We start from the raw sequence: 18378 nt of genomic DNA, 5'->3' as shown, positions 1-18378 counted from the left end.
AGCAGCGGGACCACCGACCGACAACGGTAGAAGTGAAGAGGACTTACCAGTGACGAAGGCACCGACGCGCCTGTGGGGCGGCCGGTTCGAAGGCGGCCCGTCGGACGCGCTCGCGCGGCTCTCGGTGAGCGTCCAGTTCGACTGGCGGCTCGCCCCCTACGACCTGATGGGCTCGCGCGCGCACGCCCGCGTGCTCAACCGCGCGGGCCTGCTCACGGGCGACGAGCTCGGCAAGATGATCGGCGCGCTGGACGACCTCGAAGAGGCCTGCAAGAACGGCGAGTTCCGGCCCGCCGTCGCCGACGAGGACGTGCACACCGCCCTCGAACGCGGCCTGCTCGAACGCCTCGGCGCGCTCGGCGGCAAGCTCCGCGCCGGCCGCTCCCGCAACGACCAGGTCGCCACCGACCTGCGCCTCTACCTGCGCGACCACGCCCGCCAGGTGGTGTCCCGGCTGGTCGAGCTGGAGACCGCGCTGATCGCCCAGGCCGACCACAACCTCGGCGTCGCCGCGCCCGGCATGACCCACCTCCAGCACGCCCAGCCCGTGCTGTTCTCCCACCAGCTGCTCGCCCACGTGCAGCCGCTGACCCGCGACATCGCCCGGATGCGCGACTGGGACAAGCGCGCGGCGGTCTCCCCGCTCGGCTCCGGCGCGCTCGCCGGGTCGTCCCTGCCGCTCGACCCGGAGGCCACGGCCGCCGAGCTGGGCTTCGACTCGGCCGCGCCCAACTCCATGGACGCGGTGTCCGACCGGGACTTCGTCGCCGAGTTCCTGTTCGTGGCCGCCCTGGTCGGCGTGCACCTGTCCCGGCTCGGCGAGGAGATCTGCCTCTGGGCCTCGCAGGAGTTCCGCTGGATCGAGATGGACGACACCTACGCCACCGGGTCGTCGATCATGCCGCAGAAGAAGAACCCCGACGTCGCCGAGCTGGCGCGCGGCAAGGCCGGCCGCCTCATCGGCCACCTCGTCGGCCTGCTCACCACACTCAAGGGCCTGCCGCTCACCTACAACCGCGACCTCCAGGAGGACAAGGAGGGCGTCTTCGACGCCGTCGAGACGCTGCTGCTGGTGCTGCCCGCGATGTCCGGGCTGATCGCCACCATGCGGATCAACACCGAGCGGCTGGAGGCGCTGGCCCCCGACGGCTTCGCCCTCGCCACCGACCTCGCCGAGCTGCTCGTCCGGCGCGGCGTCGCCTTCCGCGACGCGCACGAGATCGTCGGCCACCTGGTCGTGTGGTGCCAGGTCAACGACAAGGACTTCGGCGACCTCACCGACGACGAGCTGGCCAAGGTCTCCCCGCACCTGACCCCGGACGTCCGGGAGGTGCTGAACGTCCCGGGGGCGCTCGCGTCCCGCAAGGCGCACGGCGGCACCGCGCCCGAACGCGTCCGGGAGCAGCTGGCGTCCCTGCGCGCCCAGGTCGACGAGCACGCCGCCTGGGCCGCCGGCTCCGACTCCTGACCCGGGGGAGTCCATCCTCTCGGGCGGAGCGCCGCCGCCGGGCCTGCGTGCGGGCCCGGCGGCCGTCCGGGCGCCTGCGTGATCTTCGTCCGCGGGCGTCCGGGCGGCCGGTACGGTGGGGACGGCCCGAAACGGACGACCTGGTGGGGAAATGAACGGAGCACCACTGCCGCGGACCTTCTTCGACGCACCCGTCGAGACGGTCGCGCCCCTGCTGCTCGGCAGCGTCCTCGTCCACACCACCGCCGAGGGCTCCGTCGGCGTCCGGCTCACCGAGGTCGAGGCGTACGCCGGACCCCGCGACCCCGCCTCCCACGCCTACAACGGCCAGACCGCCCGCAACGCCGTGATGTTCGGGCCGCCCGGGCACGCCTACGTGTACTTCACCTACGGCATGCACTTCTGCGCCAACCTGGTCTGCGGGCCGGCCGGCACCGCGTCCGGGATCCTGCTGCGCGCGGGGGAGATCATCGAGGGCGCGGAGCTGGCCGCGTCCCGGCGGCCCAACTCCACCGTCCGCGACCTCGCCCGGGGACCCGCGCGCCTCTGCAACGCGCTGGCCATCGCCCGTCCGGAGAACGGCCTGGACGTCTGCGACCCCGGCGGAGCCCTGCGCATCCTTCCCGGCGACCCGGTGGCCCCCGCCCGCGTCCGGTCCGGACCCCGCGTGGGCGTGAACGGCGGCAAGGACACCCCGTGGCGGTTCTGGATCGACGGCGAACCGACCGTCTCGGTCTACCGGCCGCACGTCCCGCGGCGCCGCGCCACCGCCGGCTCCTGACCTCGCGGGGAACCGCCGCCGGACGCCGTCGATGATCGCGCCCGGCCGCCGTCCGGTGCCGTCAGGCAGGCCGCCGGGACAGCCGCCTGGGGCCCGTCCACCTGCCGGAACCCGCTCGGTCGGGGCCGAATATCGTTAGCCTGTGCACCGTCCATCGGGAATGCTGGTGGACGTAGGAAAGCAAGCCGGAGACGAGGGAGACCGTGACCGACATCCTGGACGATCTCGCATGGCGCGACCTGATCGCGCAGTCCACCGACCTGAGTGAACTGCGGGCGCTGCTCGCCGCGGGGCCGGTCACGCTCTATTGCGGGTTCGATCCGACGGCTCCGTCGCTGCACCTCGGCAACCTCATCCAGATCCTCACCCTGCGCCGCTTCCAGCGCGCCGGGCACCGGCCCATCGGCCTGGTCGGCGGCGCCACCGGCCTGATCGGCGACCCCAGCGGGAAGAGCACCGAGCGCGTCCTCAACACCGAGGAGACCGTCGCCGGATGGGTCGAGCGGATCCGCGGCCAGGTCTCGAAGTTCCTGGACTTCGGCGAGGGCCCGACCGGCGCCACCATGGTCAGCAACCTCGACTGGACCGGCCCCATGTCGGCCATCGAGTTCCTGCGCGACATCGGCAAGCACTTCCCGGTCAACCGGATGCTGGCCCGCGAGACCGTCAAGGCGCGGCTGGAGTCGTCCGGGATGAGCTACACCGAGTTCAGCTACGTCCTGCTCCAGTCCATGGACTTCCTGGAGCTGTACCGCAGGCACGGCTGCCTGCTGCAGACCGGCGGCAGCGACCAGTGGGGCAACCTCACCGCCGGCGTCGACCTGATCCGGCGCGTCGAGGGCGGCACCGCGCACGCGCTGACCACCCCGCTGCTCACCAAGGCGGACGGATCCAAGTTCGGCAAGACCGCCGGCGGCGAGACCTACTGGCTCGACCCCGAGCTGACCTCGCCGTACGCGTTCTACCAGTTCTGGATCAACGCCGACGACCGGGACATCGAGAACTACCTCAAGGTGTTCTCGTTCCGGTCCCGCGAGGAGATCGAGGCGCTGCTCAAGGAGGGCGCGGAACGCCCCGCCGCCCGCATCCCGCAGCGCGCGCTGGCCGAGGAGATGACCACCCTGGTGCACGGCGCGGACGAGATGGCCGCCGCGGTCGCCGCGTCCCGGGCCCTCTTCGGCCAGGGCGAGCTCGGCGAGCTGGACGAGCGGACGCTCGCCGCAGCGCTCTCCGAGGTCCCGCGCACCGAGGTCGCCCCGGGCGACCTGCCTCCGGTTGCGGACCTGCTCGCCGCGTCCGGCCTGTGCAAGAGCAAGTCGGAGGCGCGCCGCGCGATCGCCCAGGGCGGCGCGTACGTGAACAACGCCAAGGTCGAGTCGGAGGACGCCGTCCCGTCCGCCGGCGACCTGCTGCACGGCCGCTTCCTGGTCCTGCGGCGCGGCAAGCGCAACATCGGCGGGGTCGAGGTCGTCCGCTCCTGACCCGTCCCCACCGCGCCTGACCTCGGACGACGAAGGCCCCCTCCGGATCGGCGGAGGGGGCCTTCGGCATGGATGCGGAAAAAGATCGGTAGATCCACGTCACATTGAGGTCACGGGGAGCGCCCGAGAACCGCCTTCTGGGCCGTCGAAAGAGGCTCTGAGCTGCGATTTTAAGGTCGCGGCGGCTGATTTGACGGTCCCCGCGACCGGACCTAGTGTTTTACCTGCCCCAAGGGGAGCGGGACGCCGGAGACGGTGGCCGACCCGAGGGGAAACCCACAGAGCGACGCCGAAGGCCTCCGGCCTTCGATGACGCATCTGCGGGCACCCGAACCGGACGAAGTTGAACAAACCGGACGGATCGGGTAAGCTAGCAGGGTTGCCCCGGAGCGAGGCCCGCGAGAGCGGGTGGAGCGCGGTGGGTGTCCGTTTCTTGAGAACTCAACAGCGTGTTAAAAGCCAGTGCCTTTATCGATCAGGCCATGTGCCTGATCGCCCCGTGGCCCTAGTTTCGGCTGGGGTCGGGGATTTCTTTGAGGCAAGCGATCTTTCGGGATTGCTTTGCTGGGATCTTCGGATCCTTCATGAGGTTTGGCTGCCTGGGGTTCGCCCCCTGGGTGGTCGTTGGACCTTGATGGAGAGTTTGATCCTGGCTCAGGACGAACGCTGGCGGCGTGCTTAACACATGCAAGTCGAGCGGAAAGGCCCCTTCGGGGGGTACTCGAGCGGCGAACGGGTGAGTAACACGTGAGCAACCTGCCCCTGACTCTGGGATAAGCCTGGGAAACTGGGTCTAATACCGGATGCGACGCACTCTCGCATGGGATGTGTGTGGAAAGTTTTTCGGTTGGGGATGGGCTCGCGGCCTATCAGCTTGTTGGTGGGGTGATGGCCTACCAAGGCGACGACGGGTAACCGGCCTGAGAGGGCGACCGGTCACACTGGGACTGAGACACGGCCCAGACTCCTACGGGAGGCAGCAGTGGGGAATATTGCGCAATGGGCGGAAGCCTGACGCAGCGACGCCGCGTGGGGGATGACGGCCTTCGGGTTGTAAACCCCTTTCAGCACCGACGAAGCTAACGTGACGGTAGGTGCAGAAGAAGCGCCGGCTAACTACGTGCCAGCAGCCGCGGTAATACGTAGGGCGCAAGCGTTGTCCGGAATTATTGGGCGTAAAGAGCTCGTAGGCGGCTTGTCGCGTCGGGTGTGAAAGCCCACGGCTTAACCGTGGGTCTGCATTCGATACGGGCAGGCTAGAGGCAGGTAGGGGAGCATGGAATTCCCGGTGTAGCGGTGAAATGCGCAGATATCGGGAGGAACACCGGTGGCGAAGGCGGTGCTCTGGGCCTGTACTGACGCTGAGGAGCGAAAGCGTGGGGAGCGAACAGGATTAGATACCCTGGTAGTCCACGCCGTAAACGTTGGGCGCTAGGTGTGGGGTTCTTCCACGGATTCCGCGCCGTAGCTAACGCATTAAGCGCCCCGCCTGGGGAGTACGGCCGCAAGGCTAAAACTCAAAGGAATTGACGGGGGCCCGCACAAGCGGCGGAGCATGTTGCTTAATTCGACGCAACGCGAAGAACCTTACCAAGGCTTGACATCGCCCATGCCCCGGTAGAGATATCGGTTCCTTTAGTGGGTGGGTGACAGGTGGTGCATGGCTGTCGTCAGCTCGTGTCGTGAGATGTTGGGTTAAGTCCCGCAACGAGCGCAACCCTCGTTCCATGTTGCCAGCACGCTCCTTCGGGGGTGGTGGGGACTCATGGGAGACCGCCGGGGTCAACTCGGAGGAAGGTGGGGATGACGTCAAGTCATCATGCCCCTTATGTCTTGGGCTGCAAACATGCTACAATGGCCGGTACAGAGGGCAGCGATACCGTGAGGTGGAGCGAATCCCGTAAAGCCGGTCTCAGTTCGGATTGGGGTCTGCAACTCGACCCCATGAAGTCGGAGTCGCTAGTAATCGCAGATCAGCAACGCTGCGGTGAATACGTTCCCGGGCCTTGTACACACCGCCCGTCACGTCACGAAAGTCGGCAACACCCGAAGCCCGTGGCCCAACCCGCAAGGGGGGGAGCGGTCGAAGGTGGGGCCGGCGATTGGGACGAAGTCGTAACAAGGTAGCCGTACCGGAAGGTGCGGCTGGATCACCTCCTTTCTAAGGAGCACCAACTGGCCAGGACGCTCAGGGCAACCTGGGGTCATGGTCGGTGGCCATCATCAGCGGCGCACGTCCGCTGGATGGCTGCTCATAGATGTGGAGCACTGGCTACTCAGTCCGCAGGTCATGCGGTCTCGCTAGTACCGCCCCGCAAGGGGAGGGGAACGGGAGTCCCGGGTGGTCGGCAGGCTGGACACGCTGTTGGGTCCTGAAGGAACGGACACGTTGAGTGTCCGGGACTTCTGGACTGCGGGACTGGATGACGGCCGAACGGGATCCGTTCGGCCGCGCTGGTAGGCCCGGTTGTTTTTTGAGAACTACACAGTGGACGCGAGCATCTCTGAACGAGACTCCTTTGTGAGTTTTGTTCTCTGTTGCGATTTGTTTGATCGTTTTGTGTGTTCAAGTTTTTAAGGGCATACGGTGGATGCCTTGGCATCAGGAGCCGATGAAGGACGTGGGAGCCTGCGATATGCCTCGGGGAGTCGGCAACCAGACTTTGATCCGGGGATTTCCGAATGGGGGAACCTGGCACTCGTCATGGGGTGTCGCCGCCGGTTGAATGTATAGGCCGGTTGGTGGGAACGCGGGGAAGTGAAACATCTCAGTACCCGCAGGAAGAGAAAACAATAGTGATTCCGTGAGTAGTGGTGAGCGAAAGCGGAGGAGCCTAAACCGTGCGCGTGTGATACCTGGCAGGGGTTGCGTGTGCGGGGTTGTGGGACCACCCTGTTGAGACTGCCATCTCGACGAGGAGTTACAAACTGCTGGGATAGTTGAACGGCTTGGGATGGCCGACCGTAGACGGTGAGAGTCCGGTAGACGAAATTCCAGTGGCTTCTGGGTGTGTTCCCGAGTAGCACGAGGCCCGTGAAATCTCGTGTGAATCTGCCACGACCACGTGGTAAGGCTGAATACTTCCTGATGACCGATAGCGGACCAGTACCGTGAGGGAAAGGTGAAAAGTGCCCCGGTGAGGGGTCGTGAAATAGTACCTGAAACCGTGTGCCTACAAGCCGTCAGAGCGTCCTCACAGGGTTTCGGCTCTGTGTTCGTGATGGCGTGCCTTTTGAAGAATGAGCCTGCGAGTTATGGTGTGTGGCGAGGTTAACCAGTGGTGGGTAGCCGTAGCGAAAGCGAGTCTGAAGAGGGCGAAATAGTCGCATGCTGTAGACCCGAAGCGGGGTGATCTAGCCATGGGCAGGGTGAAGCGCCGGTAAGACGGTGTGGAGGCCCGAACCCACCAGGGTTGAAAACCTGGGGGATGACCTGTGGTTAGGGGTGAAAGGCCAATCAAACTCCGTGATAGCTGGTTCTCCCCGAAATGCATTTAGGTGCAGCGTTGCGTGTTTCTTGCCGGAGGTAGAGCTACTGGATGGCCGATGGGCCCGACAAGGTTACTGACGTCAGCCAAACTCCGAATGCCGGTAAGTGAGAGCGTGGCAGTGAGACTGCGGGGGATAAGCTTCGTAGTCGAGAGGGAAACAGCCCAGATCATCGGCTAAGGCCCCTAAGCGTGTGCTAAGTGGTAAAGGATGTGGAGTTGCCGTGACAACCAGGAGGTTGGCTTAGAAGCAGCCATCCTTGAAAGAGTGCGTAATAGCTCACTGGTCAAGTGATTCCGCGCCGACAATGTAGCGGGGCTCAAGCACACCGCCGAAGCCGTGGCATTCAAGCGTCTGCTTGGATGGGTAGGGGAGCGTCCTGCATCCTAAGAAGCCGTCGAGTGATCGTGCGGTGGAGGGTGTGGGAGTGAGAATGCAGGCATGAGTAGCGAATCACACGTGAGAAACGTGTGCGCCGGATGACCAAGGGTTCCTGGGGCAGGCTAATCCGCCCAGGGTAAGTCGGGACCTAAGGCGAGGCCGACAGGCGTAGTCGATGGACAACGGGTTGATATTCCCGTACCCGCTGGTACGCGCCAACGCCGAGCCCGTTGATGCTAACCACCCGAACCACCTTACGAGCCTTCGGGCTTGTTCGTGTGGGGAGCGTGGGGCCCGATGCGGTAGTAGGTGAGCGATGGGGTGACGCAGGAGGGTAGCTCAGCCCGGGCGATGGTTGTCCCGGGGTAAGCCTGTAGCCCGGACCGTAGGCAAATCCGCGGTCTGTGAAGGGTGAGAGGTGATGCCGAGCCGTTTTTGGTGAAGTGAGTGATCCCATGCTGCCGAGAAAAGCCTCTAGTGAGTGTGCCGGCGGCCCGTACCCTAAACCGACTCAGGTGGTCAGGTAGAGAATACCAAGGCGATCGGGTGAACTGTGGTTAAGGAACTCGGCAAATTGCCCCCGTAACTTTGGGAGAAGGGGGACCATGCCCGGTGACCGGTCTTGCACCGTGAGCTGGGGGTGGTCGCAGAGGCCAGGGGGAAGCGACTGTTTACTAAAAACACAGGTCCGTGCGAAGTCGTAAGACGCTGTATACGGACTGACGCCTGCCCGGTGCCGGAACGTTAAGAGGACCGGTTAGAACCCGTGAGGGTTCGAGGCTGAGAATCTAAGCGCCGGTAAACGGCGGTGGTAACTATAACCATCCTAAGGTAGCGAAATTCCTTGTCGGGTAAGTTCCGACCTGCACGAATGGCGTAACGACTTCCCCGCTGTCTCAACCACAGGCCCGGCGAAATTGCAGTACGAGTAAAGATGCTCGTTTCGCGCAGCAGGACGGAAAGACCCCGGGACCTTCACTATAGCTTGGCATTGGCGTTTGATGTGTCTTGTGTAGGATAGGTGGGAGACTGTGAAGCGGGCACGCCAGTGTTCGTGGAGTCGTTGGTGAAATACCACTCTGGTCGCCTTAGACGTCTAACCCGCACCCGTGGATCCGGGTGGGGGACAGTGCCTGGTGGGTAGTTTAACTGGGGCGGTTGCCTCCCAAAGAGTAACGGAGGCGCCCAAAGGTTCCCTCAGCCTGGTTGGTCATCAGGTGGTGAGTGCAAGGGCACAAGGGAGCTTGACTGTGAGACCGACAGGTCGAGCAGGTGCGAAAGCAGGGCCTAGTGATCCGGCACCGGCGTGTGGAAGCGGTGTCGCTCAACGGCTAAAAGGTACCCCGGGGATAACAGGCTGATCTTCCCCAAGAGTCCATATCGACGGGATGGTTTGGCACCTCGATGTCGGCTCGTCGCATCCTGGGGCTGGAGTAGGTCCCAAGGGTTGGGCTGTTCGCCCATTAAAGCGGCACGCGAGCTGGGTTTAGAACGTCGCGAGACAGTTCGGTCCCTATCCGCTGTGCGCGTAGGAGAATTGATGAGGGTCTGTCCCTAGTACGAGAGGACCGGGACGGACGAACCTCTGGTGTGCCAGTTGTCCCGCCAGGGGCATGGCTGGTTGGCTACGTTCGGTCGGGATAACCGCTGAAAGCATCTAAGCGGGAAGCCTTCCTCGAGATGAGTTCTCCCACACCTTCGGGTGTGTAAGGCCCCCAAGAGACGATTGGGTTGATAGGCCGGGGATGGAAGCGCGGTAACGTGTGGAGTCGACCGGTACTAATAGGCCGAGTGGCTTGAACACACATAGCGTTCAAACCAATCGCATCCTGCTTAACGATGTTCGCGTCCCTGTGTGGTTCCCAGAAAGCAACCTGGGTACCGCTACAACAGAATGTGCTGAGCCTGACGGCTCGGACGAGACTTGCCGCACCCTGTCGGGGTGTGTGCGTTGATCGTTCGGTGGTTATGGCGAGGGGGAAACACCCGGTCCCATCCCGAACCCGGTAGTTAAGCCCCTCAGCGCCGATGGTACTGCATGGGAGACTGTGTGGGAGAGTAGGACGCCGCCGGACATTTCTTAGAAAGGCCCCGCCATTTTCATGGCGGGGCCTTTCGCATTTTCAGGGGCTTCTCAGGGGGAGTTCGGGGCGCAGGCGGGCGGGGCGAAGGGCAGGGTGACCGTTCCGTCGATGACCTCGCCGGTGTCCTTGCGGACGGCGTGGGCGTTCATCGTCTGCGTGGTGTTGTGCAGCGCCGAGGTCATGTGGACCTCGCGGATCCCGGTGGCCGTGGACACGTCGTCCGAGTTGGAGAAGAACACCGTGCCGTTGTGGGTGAAGGTGACGCTCCAGTGCTGCCCGGCGCCCTGGGTGAAGATCTCGAACTCCTCGCCGACGACGAGCTGGCCCTGGACGGGGCCGTCATCGTCGTACATGGACTTCAGGGACCAGCCGGTGCCGAGGGACCCGGAGCCCGTTTTGGATACGCCGGGACCGCAGCGGCGGCCTTGGGCTAGGGCGGCCGTGCCGTCCATCGCTGTAGCGGCCACGCCGGTGAGCGCCATGACGCCGGCGGTCAGAAGAGCCGTGGGAATGCGCATCCGCATGAAGGATCCTCCCTGTGTAGGGGATGCACTGTCGGTAGTAGATAGGGCCACGGTTACGGGCGCGCACCTCGGAGGGCTTCGAGGGACCGTGCAGTGGCCCCCATCGCTGCCCGTCGTGGGCCCGTTCTGCGAACTGCCGCCGGGCTCCGCGATCTTGTGGCTACGCTGCCCCGATGGGTTCCGACGCCTGCGATCACGTCCTCTATGCCGACGACCGGGACGAGGAGGCGGAGCTGCATCTCACACTGGAGTGCGGCAGGCCCGGCGTCGCGACGCGGCACGACGTGGACGCAGATCATTGCGCGGCGGCGCTCGACGGCTGGTTGGCGGCGAATCGGGGGAAGGCCCTTTCGGAGCTTCTCGTGACCACGAGCAGGGTCCATCATGGCTCGCTTCGTCCGGTTGCGAGCGTCCTGGCCGCGCATCGGCCGGAAGTGCGGAGGCTCGGGCTGGGTGCGCTTGCCTTTCCGGACTTTGGGCGGGGCGATCACATCCCGGGGGATCTGACGCGCGACGGGTCGTCCTGGACGCTGTCGGTGCCGCTCGAAGCGGTGTTCGCTGCCGTGCCGACCGTCGAGCAGCTCGTCGTTCAGTGCAATGACATCAGCGTCAACCAGGGCGCCTTGCCTCAGATGGCGCGGTTGCAAAGGCTAGTGCTGCGGGATAGCGCGTGCGATCCCGAGGTGGTGGACGCGCTGGCGGCGTCCGCCTTCCCGCGGCTGGAGTCGCTCGAACTCTGGCTCGGACGCTTCGAGTTCGGCTGGGGGCGTTCGGCGCGGGACCTGGTTCCGCTGCTGAACAACCCGGGGTTCGGGGCCCTCCGGCGGCTGACCCTGGTGAGCGACCTGGATGACGCACTGGTCGACGTGCTCGCCGACAGCAGGCTTATCGGACGGTTGGAATCCCTGAGCCTGCCCTTCGGCGTGTTCGGCTCGTCCGCCGCAGCGCGTCTCCGCGACCGCTGGTCCGTCTTCGGCCACCTGCGGATGCTGGACGTGAGGGGGAACGCCATCCCCGAGGACGCGGCTCGCGCGCTTCTTGAGACGGAGCCGGACGTCGTCGCCTTGGGAACCCAGCGGATGTGCCTTGACGGTGCGCGTTTCGCGCCGCCGCTGGTCTCCTTCTTCGACGCCTGGCGGCGCTGACGCGGGCGTCAAGATCACAACTCGCCAGCGGCGGTGGGCCCGCGTCGCGCACTCTTGCTCTTCCTCGCCCGGGCCGTTCCGCTGATATTTGCAGGGCGGCCGCAGGAGCCGGCACCGGGCCGGTCCGGCCGCCGTGAGGAGGACGGCAGCGTGAGCCACGGAACCGGCCCCGGTCCGATCGCGGCGGACGGCTCGGCCGTCGAGTACTACCTGGTGGCGCCGCCGGACGAGACGAGCGCGGCGCTCGTGCACGAGGCGCTGCCGGACGGCGCGTCCGTCCTCGAACTGGGCGCGGGGACCGGCCGCGTCACGGTCCCGCTGAGCGCGCGCGGGCACGAGGTCACCGCGGTGGACGCCTCGGCGGAGATGCTCGCGCACATCCCGTCCGGTATCCGGACGGTGCGCAGCAGCATCGAGGAACTGGCCCTGGACGAGCGGTTCGACGCCGTCCTGCTGATGTCCTACCTGGTCAACTACGGCGATCGGGACATGCTGCTGCCCGCCTGCCGGCGGCACGCGCGTCCCGAGGGGCAGGTGCTGATCCAGCGGGAGCCGGCCGGCATGTTCGACGGCGGCCCGCGGGCGTGGACGCGCGGCGGACTCGGCTACCGGCTGCGCGATGTGGAGCGGGTCGCGCCGGACGCGGTCACCGCGACGATGGAGTACAGCGACGGCGACCGCACCTGGACCCATACCTTCACCTCGCGGCGGCTGGACGATGACGACATCCCGGGCGTCCTGGCGGCGGCGGGGCTCCGCTTCGACCGGTTCCTCACCGAGGACCGCACCTGGCTGGCGGCGCGCCCCGACCTGGCGAACTAGCGTTCCGGGTACCTCCACCGCACGACACGAAGGACGGCACATGGTGATCGCACGCAGGTCGTTGCTGACCGGATCGGCGGTGGCCGCGACGGCCGCGGCCCTCGGCGCCGGACCGCGCGCCGAGGCGGGCGTGCCGTCCGGGAGCCCGATGCTCCAGACCGGCCCGGGCCGCCTGGACGTCCCCGGCGTGACGGGCCTGCACCTCCAGTTCGGGAGCGACCCGTCCAGCGAGATGGTGGTGTCGTGGATCGGACCGCGCTCGGTGCGGCGGCCGCGCGTCCGCTACGGCTCGCCCGAGGGCGGCCTCGGCCGGGTGGTGGACGCCGAGACCCGCACGTACCGGGACGGCCTGTCCGGGCAGGAGGTGTACGTCCAGCATGCCCGCCTGACGGGGCTGCGGCCGGGCACCACCTACATGTACGCGGCCGAGCACGACGGGACGGCGCCGGAGACGGGCGCGTTCACCACCGCGCCGCGCGGCCGGTCGGCGTTCACCTTCACCAGCTTCGGCGACCAGGGCGCGCCGAACCTGCGCCGGTCGGTCACCTGGCCGTCGGGCGGCACGCCGTCCCCCACCGGACGCTGGCCGCTGTACACCAGCAGCCAGGCGGGCACGCAGGCGTCCGCCGACATCGTGGCCGCGATCGAGCGCGTCTCGCCGCTGTTCAACCTGGTCAACGGCGACCTGTGCTACGCCAACGGCGCGGGCATCCTGGGCCTGGACCGGGCGGCGACCTGGGCCGACTGGTTCATCGGCAACAGCCGCTCGGCACGGGTGCGCCCGTGGATGCCGTGCGTGGGCAACAGCGAGAACGAGAAGGGGAACGGTCCGATCGGGCTGACGGGCTACCAGGCCTACTACTCCCTGCCGCGTTCGGCGGCGGACGACTCGGCCGAGACGCGCGGGCTCTGGTACGGGTTCACGGTCGGGTCCGTCCACTTCATCAGCCTTGCCAACGATGACGTCGCCATCCAGGACAGCGCCGAGACCACGTCCGCGGGTACTCGGGCGGTGCGCAGCTCCGCTGGCTGGAGCAGGAGTTGCGGGCCGCGCGGGCCAGCGCGCACATCGACTGGATCGTGGTGTTCATGCACCACCCGATGGTCTCCAGCAGCAAGTCGGGCAGCGGGAGCGACCTCGGCATCCGGGAGGCGTGGGGGCCGCTGTTCGACCGGTACGGCGTCGATCTGGTGCTGTGCGGGCACGAGCACTACTACGAGCGGTCCCTGCCGGTGCGCGGCGTCCTGCCGAACGACACCCGGACGCCCGTCCCGGTGTCGACGGGCACCGACATCGCCGACACGGGCAAGGGAACCGTCCACATGATCATCGGGAATGGCGGCAACTACGCGACCACGCAGGACTCGCTGTTCGACGAGCCCAAGGGCCGGGTGGTGGTCGCGCTGACCGACGAGACGGAGGGCCGGCACCGCAAGCCGGTCATGGTCACCGAGGACGCCCCGTGGCGGGCCGTCCAGGACCGGACGCACACGCACGGCTTCGCCGCCTTCCGCGTGGACCCCGGCGACGCGCGCACCGGCCGGACCCGGATGCACGTCACCTACTACACTTTCGACGGCCCGTACGGCGATCTCACGCCGGTCGACCAGTTCGTCCTGGATCGTCCGCGCGGCGACGCCCGCCACCACTAGGCCCCCGCGTTTAGGCTGGGCCGCCTTGGTCGCCTGCCAGCAACGCCTTGAGGGCGGGGTGGACGCGGCCGGGGTCGACCGTGGTGATCTCGTAGCGGGCGACGCCGGCGCGGACGAACGGGTCGTCCTCGGTGAGGCGGCGGGCGGCGGCGGTGTCCAGGTCCCCGGCGGCCAGGATCACGCCGCCGTCCTCGGTCGGGACGGTCTGCCCGGACAGCAGGAACGTGCCGGCCGCGTGGTGCCGTTCGAGGAAGGCGACGTGGCCGGGGACGTGCGGGGCGGCCTCCGCCTCGGAGCCGGTGTAGGTCAGCCGGAGGATGTGCAGCATGTGATCATTATCGGCCGAGCGCGGCGTCCAGGGTGGCGGCCCACTGGCGGAGCAGCCGGGCGCGGCGGGCCGAGTCGTCGGTGAGCAGGTCGGCGAGGCCGAGGCCGCGGACCAGGTCCAGCGTGGCCTGCACGGTCTCGCGGACACCCGGGACCGACTCGTCCGCGCCGAGCGCCTCGACGGTCAGCCGGTGCGCCTCGCGGCCGAACCGGGCCTCCAGCGGGACGACCTGGGCGCGCAGCTGCTCGTCGGAACTGGCCGCGACCCACAGCTGCAGCGCGGCCTTGAACAGCGGGCTGGAGTACATGTCGCCGAGCAGGGTGACCACTTCGAGCGTGTCCGGGCGGCGTCCGGCCAGGTCGTCGAGGTGGTCGCGCATCTGGTCCATGCGGACCTCGGTGCCGTACTCGACGGCGGCGGTGACCAGCTCCTCGCGGGTGCGGAAGTGGTGCTGGGCCGCGCCGCGCGACACGCCGGCGCGCTCGGCCACGACGGTCACGGTCGTCCCAGCCCAGCCCGCCGACGCCAGGCACTCGACGGCGGCCTCCAGCAGCCGGCGGCGCGTGGCGCGGCTGCGGTCCTGCCGGGGTTCGCGGGGGACGGCCGGGGCGGTCATGGTCTCCTTCGGGCGGCGGATGTGCTGCTTTGGGCGGAGGATCTGCTGCTCACGCCAGTCAAGCAGAACGGCCGCCAAGAAAACAATCAAGCGCGATTGATTTTTTCCTGCCGGGCTGGCAGGGTGCGGAGCATGAGTCGACCGCTGTGCGTCGGGAACGCCTCGGGCTTCTACGGCGACCGGTTCAGCGCCGTCCGGGAGATGCTGGAGGACGGCCCGCTGGACGTCCTCACCGGGGACTACCTGGCCGAGCTGACCATGCTGATCCTCGGCCGGTCGCGGCTGAAGGACCCCGGCGGCGGGTACGCCTCGACGTTCCTGCGGCAGCTGGAGGACGCGCTCGGGCTCGCCGTCGAGCGCGGCGTGAAGATCGTGGCGAACGCGGGCGGGCTGAACCCGCGAGGCCTGGCGGAGCGGCTCGGCGAGCTGGCGGACCGGCTCGGGCTGGACGTGCGGGTCGGATTCGTCCACGGGGACGATCTGCTGCCGCGCGCGCAGGAGCTCGGCCTCGGGGACGAGCGGTACGGCGCTCCGCTGACCGCCAACGCCTACCTTGGTGCGTGGGGGATCGCTGAATGCCTGAAGGCGGGCGCGGACGTCGTGGTGACCGGGCGCGTCACGGACGCGTCGCTGGTGGTCGGGCCGTCTGCCGCGCACTTCGGCTGGGCGCGGGACGACTGGGACGCGCTCGCCGGCGCGACCGCCGCCGGGCATGTCCTGGAGTGCGGCGCGCAGGCGACCGGCGGAAACTACGCCTTCTTCGAAGAAATCTACAACGTAAAGGCGGCGGGTTTTGTGCGTCCGGCGGGGTTCCCGCTGGCCGAGATCCACGCCGACGGGTCGTCCGTCATTACCAAGCACGCCGGGACGGGCGGCGCGGTCACCGTCGAGACGGTCACCGCGCAGCTCCTGTACGAGATCGGCGCGCCCGCCTACGCCGGACCCGACGTGACGACGCATTTCGACACAGTCGAGCTGGCGCCGGACGGCCCCGACAGGGTGCGGATCAGCGGCGTGCGCGGCTCGCCGCCGCCGCCGGCCACCAAGGTCTGCCTCAACCATCTCGGCGGGCACCGCAACGAGATGACGTTCGTCCTCACCGGGCTGGGCATCGAGGCCAAGGCCGACCTCGTCCGCGCGCAGATGGACGCGGCGCTGGGCAAGGACCGTCCGGCCCGGGTCGAGTGGACGACGATCGGCGCGGCGAAGCCGGACGCCGGAACGCAGGGTGAGGCGACGTCGCTGCTCCGCTGCGCCGTCCTGGACCCGGACCCGGAGAAGGTCGGCCGCGCCTTCAGCAACGCCGCCGTCGAGCTGGCGCTGGCGGGATACCCCGGCTTCACGATGACGTCCCCGCCGGGCAAGGGCAGCCCGTACGGCGTGTACCGCCCGGCCTTCGTGCCCAACGAGGAGGTCCGCCACCTGGCCGTCCTCCCCAACGGCACCGAAGTCCCCATCCCCCCGGCGCCCGTCACTGCGCCGAGCCCGAGTGCTCCTTCGGGCGTGAGTGCCTCCTCGGGCGCGAGGGCCAAGGAAAATCCCGTGCAGCAACCCCCGCCCGCCCAGGGGGGCGACCCCATTACTAGTGTCCAACCCGCAGGTCAGCCGCGGGAAGGGCTTGCCGCGCCTGTGGATAACCCGCCCGCGCCCACCTCCGCGCCCGCCCCCGCAGCCCGCGAAAGGGCCACGCGAACCGTCCCGCTCGGAACCATCGCCGGGGCTCGCAGTGGGGACAAGGGTGGGGACGCCAACATTGGGGTTTGGGCCCGCACCCCCGCCCAGTATGAGTGGCTCGAAAGCCACCTCACCGAAGCACGTCTGCAAGAGCTGCTGCCGGAGACCAGGGACCTGCGGGTCGTCCGGTATGCGCTGCCGAACCTCCGCGCGGTGAACTTCGTGATCGAAGGGCTGCTGCAGGAGGGCGTGTCCGCCTCGACCCGGTTCGACCCGCAGGGCAAGGCCCTCGGGGAGTGGCTGCGGTCCCGTTCCGTCATCGTCCCGGAGGCCGTCCTTTGACCCTCAGAAGCACGCTGGACGCCGCCGGCCCCGAGTACCGGGAGCGCCGGGCGGCGATGCTCGGCAAGATCGCCGAGCTGGACGCCGAGCACGCCAAGGCCCTGGCGGGCGGCGGCGAGAAGTACGTGCAGCGCCACCACAAGCGCGGCAAGCTGCTGGCGCGGGAGCGGATCGAGCTGCTGCTCGACCCGGACTCGCCGTTCCTGGAGCTGAGCCCGCTGGCCGGGTGGGGGAGCGACTTCGCGGTCGGCGCGTCGGTGGTGACGGGCATCGGCGTCGTGGAGGGCGTCGAGTGCATGATCGTCGCGAACGACCCGACGGTGCGCGGCGGGTCGAGCAACCCGTGGACGGTGAAGAAGAGCTTCCGGGCGTCCGACATCGCGCTGGAGAACCGGCTGCCGGTGATCAACCTGGTCGAGTCCGGCGGCGCGGACCTGCCGACGCAGAAGGAGATCTTCATCCCGGGCGGGCGGATGTTCCGCGACCTGACCCGGCTGTCGGCGGCGGGCATCCCGACGATCGCGCTGGTGTTCGGCAACTCCACCGCGGGCGGCGCGTACATCCCGGGCATGTGCGACCACACCGTGATGGTGAAGGAGCGCGCGAAGGTGTTCCTGGGCGGGCCGCCGCTGGTGAAGATGGCGACCGGTGAGGAGTCCGACGACGAGTCGCTCGGCGGCGCGGAGATGCACGCGCGCACGTCCGGGCTGGCGGACTACATGGCGGTGGACGAGCACGACGCGCTGCGCCTGGGGCGGCAGATCGTCAAGCGGCTCAACCACCGCAAGCTCGGCCCGGCGCCGGGTCCGGTCAAGGAGCCGCTGTACGACGCGGAGGAGCTGGCCGGGATCGTGCCGGAGGACCTGAAGGTCCCGTTCGACCCGCGCGAGGTGATCGCCCGGATCGTGGACGGCTCGGAGTTCGACGAGTTCAAGCCGCTGTACGGGACGAGCCTGGTGACCGGGTGGGCGCGGCTGCACGGGTATCCGGTCGGGATCCTCGCCAACGCGCAGGGCGTGCTGTTCGGCGCGGAGGCGCAGAAGGCGGCGCAGTTCATCCAGCTGGCGAACCAGGCGGACACGCCGCTGCTGTTCCTGCACAACACGACCGGCTACATGGTCGGCGCGGAGTACGAGCAGTCGGGGATCATCAAGCACGGCGCGCTGATGATCAACGCGGTGGCGAACTCGAAGGTGCCGCACCTGACGGTGGTGATGGGCGCGTCCTACGGCGCCGGGAACTACGGCATGTGCGGGCGGGCCTACGACCCGCGGTTCCTGTTCGCCTGGCCGAGCGCGAAGTCGGCGGTGATGGGCCCGCAGCAGCTGGCCGGGGTGCTGTCGATCGTCGCGCGGGCCGCCGCGGAGGCGCGCGGCCAGGTGTACGACGAGGAGCAGGACCGGGCGATGCGGGAGCTGGTCGAGACGCAGATCGAGGCCGAGTCGCTGCCGTTCTTCCTGTCCGGGCGGCTGTACGACGACGGGGTCATCGACCCGCGCGACACCCGCACCGTGCTCGGCCTGTGCCTGTCGGTGGTCCACAACGCCCCCGTGCGCGGCGCGGACGGCTTCGGCGTCTTCCGGATGTGAT

General features: G+C 68.0%; 11 protein-coding genes, 3 rRNA genes and 2 pseudogenes. 13 read left to right on the top strand and 3 right to left on the bottom strand.

Annotated features, from left to right (window positions below; genetic code table 11):
• The first annotated feature begins 49 nt into the window (after window positions 1-49).
• From argH to rrf, 6 genes are all read left to right on the top strand, one after another.
• Window positions 50-1468 (top strand): argininosuccinate lyase, encoded by a 1419-nt coding sequence (gene argH / locus FHU30_RS30465; RefSeq protein WP_253880420.1) that lies wholly within the window; start codon window positions 50-52, stop codon window positions 1466-1468.
• 151 nt (window positions 1469-1619) lie between these two features.
• A complete protein-coding gene (locus FHU30_RS30460; RefSeq protein ID WP_253880419.1) occupies window positions 1620-2249 on the top strand; it encodes a DNA-3-methyladenine glycosylase in 630 nt (209 codons plus the stop codon).
• 203 nt (window positions 2250-2452) lie between these two features.
• Window positions 2453-3730: a tyrosine--tRNA ligase gene (gene tyrS / locus FHU30_RS30455; protein ID WP_253880418.1), complete on the top strand. Its 1278-nt coding sequence runs from the start codon at window positions 2453-2455 to the stop codon at window positions 3728-3730.
• Window positions 3731-4361: 631 nt separating this feature from the next.
• Window positions 4362-5891: ribosomal RNA gene (locus FHU30_RS30450) — 16S ribosomal RNA — on the top strand.
• Between the two features lie 403 nt (window positions 5892-6294).
• Window positions 6295-9404, top strand: a 23S ribosomal RNA gene (locus tag FHU30_RS30445).
• 154 nt (window positions 9405-9558) lie between these two features.
• Window positions 9559-9675 (top strand): 5S ribosomal RNA (rrf, locus tag FHU30_RS30440).
• The 16S, 23S and 5S rRNA genes sit together here, the layout of an rRNA operon.
• Window positions 9676-9734: 59 nt before the next feature.
• Here the strand turns inward: rrf and FHU30_RS30435 are convergent.
• Window positions 9735-10208 carry a hypothetical protein gene (locus FHU30_RS30435; RefSeq protein WP_253880417.1) on the bottom strand — a complete coding sequence of 158 codons (474 nt, stop codon included), beginning with the start codon at window positions 10206-10208 and terminating at the stop codon, window positions 9735-9737.
• Window positions 10209-10381: 173 nt separating this feature from the next.
• Between FHU30_RS30435 and FHU30_RS30430 the strand changes: the two genes are divergently transcribed.
• From FHU30_RS30430 to FHU30_RS30415, 5 genes and pseudogenes are all read left to right on the top strand, one after another.
• Window positions 10382-11353: a hypothetical protein gene (locus FHU30_RS30430; RefSeq protein ID WP_253880416.1), complete on the top strand. Its 972-nt coding sequence runs from the start codon at window positions 10382-10384 to the stop codon at window positions 11351-11353.
• 150 nt (window positions 11354-11503) lie between these two features.
• Window positions 11504-12175: a class I SAM-dependent methyltransferase gene (locus FHU30_RS30425; RefSeq protein WP_253880415.1), complete on the top strand. Its 672-nt coding sequence runs from the start codon at window positions 11504-11506 to the stop codon at window positions 12173-12175.
• A pseudogene (locus tag FHU30_RS47755) lies at window positions 12072-12632 on the top strand (fibronectin type III domain-containing protein); the annotation flags it as partial. The gene FHU30_RS30425 and the pseudogene FHU30_RS47755, both read left to right, overlap by 104 nt.
• A gap of 584 nt (window positions 12633-13216) precedes the next feature.
• Window positions 13217-13333 (top strand): annotated as a pseudogene (locus FHU30_RS47750) (hypothetical protein); the annotation flags it as partial.
• 165 nt (window positions 13334-13498) lie between these two features.
• Window positions 13499-13828 (top strand): hypothetical protein, encoded by a 330-nt coding sequence (locus tag FHU30_RS30415; RefSeq protein WP_253880413.1) that lies wholly within the window; start codon window positions 13499-13501, stop codon window positions 13826-13828.
• A 10-nt stretch (window positions 13829-13838) separates the two neighbouring features.
• Here the strand turns inward: FHU30_RS30415 and FHU30_RS30410 are convergent, their stop codons facing one another.
• Window positions 13839-14156, bottom strand: coding sequence for a YciI family protein (locus FHU30_RS30410; RefSeq protein ID WP_253880412.1), 318 nt, complete (start codon window positions 14154-14156; stop codon window positions 13839-13841).
• 7 nt (window positions 14157-14163) lie between these two features.
• On the bottom strand, window positions 14164-14772 hold the full coding sequence (locus FHU30_RS30405; RefSeq protein ID WP_253880877.1) for a TetR/AcrR family transcriptional regulator: 609 nt from the start codon (window positions 14770-14772) through the stop codon (window positions 14164-14166).
• Between the two features lie 132 nt (window positions 14773-14904).
• Here FHU30_RS30405 and FHU30_RS30400 point away from each other — a divergent pair, with 132 nt between their 5' ends.
• A complete protein-coding gene (locus tag FHU30_RS30400; RefSeq protein WP_253880411.1) occupies window positions 14905-16788 on the top strand; it encodes an acyclic terpene utilization AtuA family protein in 1884 nt (627 codons plus the stop codon).
• A 56-nt stretch (window positions 16789-16844) separates the two neighbouring features.
• Window positions 16845-18377, top strand: a complete 1533-nt coding sequence (locus FHU30_RS30395; protein ID WP_253880876.1) for an acyl-CoA carboxylase subunit beta — start codon at window positions 16845-16847, stop codon at window positions 18375-18377.
• Window position 18378: the final 1 nt, after the last annotated feature.

Source organism: Actinomadura rupiterrae (genome assembly GCF_024172125.1).
Taxonomy (GTDB): Bacteria; Actinomycetota; Actinomycetes; order Streptosporangiales; family Streptosporangiaceae; genus Spirillospora; species Spirillospora rupiterrae.
This window is presented reverse-complemented; position numbering and strand designations above follow the sequence as displayed.

What these genes read in the sequence shown, in the direction of transcription:
- FHU30_RS30395 (WP_253880876.1), top strand. Translation starts at nt 16,845, where the DNA reads ATGCTCGGCAAGATCGCCGAGCTGGACGCCGAGCACGCCAAGGCCCTG.
- FHU30_RS30400 (WP_253880411.1), top strand. Translation starts at nt 14,905, where the DNA reads ATGAGTCGACCGCTGTGCGTCGGGAACGCCTCGGGCTTCTACGGCGAC.
- FHU30_RS30435 (WP_253880417.1), bottom strand. Translation starts at nt 10,208, where the DNA reads ATGCGGATGCGCATTCCCACGGCTCTTCTGACCGCCGGCGTCATGGCG.
- FHU30_RS30410 (WP_253880412.1), bottom strand. Translation starts at nt 14,156, where the DNA reads ATGCTGCACATCCTCCGGCTGACCTACACCGGCTCCGAGGCGGAGGCC.
- FHU30_RS30460 (WP_253880419.1), top strand. Translation starts at nt 1,620, where the DNA reads ATGAACGGAGCACCACTGCCGCGGACCTTCTTCGACGCACCCGTCGAG.
- FHU30_RS30415 (WP_253880413.1), top strand. Translation starts at nt 13,499, where the DNA reads ATGATCATCGGGAATGGCGGCAACTACGCGACCACGCAGGACTCGCTG.
- FHU30_RS30430 (WP_253880416.1), top strand. Translation starts at nt 10,382, where the DNA reads ATGGGTTCCGACGCCTGCGATCACGTCCTCTATGCCGACGACCGGGAC.
- FHU30_RS30405 (WP_253880877.1), bottom strand. Translation starts at nt 14,772, where the DNA reads ATGACCGCCCCGGCCGTCCCCCGCGAACCCCGGCAGGACCGCAGCCGC.